Here is a 2163-nt window from a genome sequence, read left to right on the forward strand (position 1 = left end):
CGCCGGCGCTCGCCCCTTGGCGGCGTTGGGGGGGTGGTGGCGCCCCGCCCCCCCTTCGGGGCTCCGCCGGTGGGCGGCCCGCGGGGGGCGCCCTCGACCTTGTCCAGGGTCTGCTTGAAATCGGTTTGGACGCTGGAGTTGTGGTAGATCGTCGTGAAGTAGGTGCGCTCGGTGTGCGCGTGGAAGTCCAGCAGGCATTCGGCGAGTTCGGCGGCGAAGCCGGCCTCGTCGGTGCTCGCGAGATCGCGCACGCGCTCCCGCCACAGCGCGTGCGTGGCGGGCCAGGCGGCGGCGAAGGCGTCCACGGTGGCGAGTTGGTCGCGGTAGCTCTTCTCCACGGCCAGCGCGGCGGGCAGCGCCCTGGCGATGGTCCCGACGTTGATCGGGGTGCGGTGCGGGCCCTCGGGACCGTAGTCGTTGAGCACGCCGAGGTCGTCGTCGAAATGCTGTTCGTCGAAGCCGGGGATCTTGAAGAAGCACTGCTTGACCGCGCTCACGTTCCAGTAGGCGCGGCCGTAGTACATGGCCATCCAGTCCTGCGTCACGCCAGGCTCCGCCAGCTTGAGCCGCTCGAAGAACGCCTGCATGGAGAACTGGAAGGCGTTGTCGTACAGCGAGAACATCATCGGCGTGCAGACCCGCGCCGAGACGCCGCCGTCGCGCAGGTCGGCGTCGGAGAACTGGTCGATGTCGGTGCGCCAGGAGATGGCGGTGATCGCCCGCGACTGCAACAGCCACAGCGTGCCGTCGCGGTCGACCGCCCACTCGATGTCCTGTGGCCGGTGCCGGAAGGCCTGCACCTCCAGCAGCAGCGCGGCCAGGGCTGCGGTCGTCGCCTCCGCGAGTTCGACGTTCTCGCCGCCCGGGTCGCGCTCCACCACGTCGCCGTCGCGCAGCCGCAGCGTGTACCGGGTCGGGGTCACGTGCCCGGAGACCAGGCGCTCGCCCAGGCCCGTGCAGCACTCGACCAGGGCGTGGTCCTCGATGCCGCTCATGGCGTCGATGCTGAAGCCGACGCCCGCGTACTCGGCGTCGACCATCCGCTGCACCAGCACCGCGACCGACGCTTTCGCGTCGGCGTATCCGTTCCTGGCCAGGTAGGTGCGCACCCGCTCGTTGTCCACCGAGCGCCTGCACTCGGCGATGCGCGTGCGCAGCGCGGCCGCGTCGGTGATGTCGAGATAGGACTCGTACTGGCCGGCGAAGCTGGCGTCGTCGAGATCCTCGAGCACGCCGCTGGAGCGGGCGGCGACCGGGAAACCGCCGAGGGTGCTGACCCATTCGGTCAGGTCGTCGTCGGAGACGGCGTCGAGATCGAACTCGGCGGGCAGCACGAAACCGGGCGGCACCTCGAAGCCCGCGGCCGTCAGCTCGTGCAGCGTCGCGGCCTTGCCGCCCGCGCGGGCGGGATCGAAGTCGGCGGCGCCGAGGAACATGGGGCCGGTGGCCGGGTGGCCGGACGGGGCGGGATGGTCGGACACGGTGGAGGCTCCTGTCGGAAGCAGGACGGGACGGACGTCGTGACGGGCCGCGAGTTCGCGCGCCGCCCGCACCCCTTCGACGGTCAGCCCGCCGTAGGAGGGGCTCGCGGTGCCCGGCTCGAAGCCGAGCAGCAGGGTCTCGGCCATGCACGCGTAGACGACACCGGCGGGCAGGCCGGTCTCGGGGAACGTCCTGGCGTGGCCGGTGCGCAGAGCCATCCGGCCGCCGCGTACCAGGGTGACGTTCGGCAGCCCGGCGATCGCGGGATCGACGTCGCCGGGGACGGCCAGATCGCACACCAGCACCGGGCGATCGGTGGCGAGCAGGTCCGGGGTCAGTGGCGGCAGCGCCGCATTGGTGGCGGTGAGCACGATGTCGCATTCCCGCAGCGCCGTGAGTTCCTCGCTCACCTGCGGGGTGATCCCGGTGCCCGCGGTCAGCCGGTCGGCCACCCGGCGCAGCCTGCGTTCGGAACCCGCCCGGCCGACCAGCACCATCGAATCCGCGTGCGGGGCCAGCAATTCGGCCATCACCGCACCGATATTGCCCAGCGCGCCGAGGATGCCGACCCGGCGCGCGCCCGGCGACCGGCGGGCCAGCTCGGCGCGGATCACCTCGTGAGCGCAGGCGGCGGTCAGCGAATTGCCCGAGGTGACCGTGACCGCGTCCTCGATCACGTCG

At 71.9% G+C, this 2163-nt stretch carries 1 protein-coding gene; it reads right to left on the reverse strand.

Annotated elements, in window-relative coordinates:
- A partial coding sequence (locus QH283_RS13925) for a PEP/pyruvate-binding domain-containing protein (protein WP_280503426.1) occupies positions 1 to 2163 on the reverse strand: 2163 nt, incomplete at both ends.

The sequence above is a fragment of the Nocardia farcinica genome, assembly GCF_029867845.1.
In the GTDB taxonomy this organism is placed as follows: Bacteria; Actinomycetota; Actinomycetes; order Mycobacteriales; family Mycobacteriaceae; genus Nocardia; species Nocardia farcinica_A.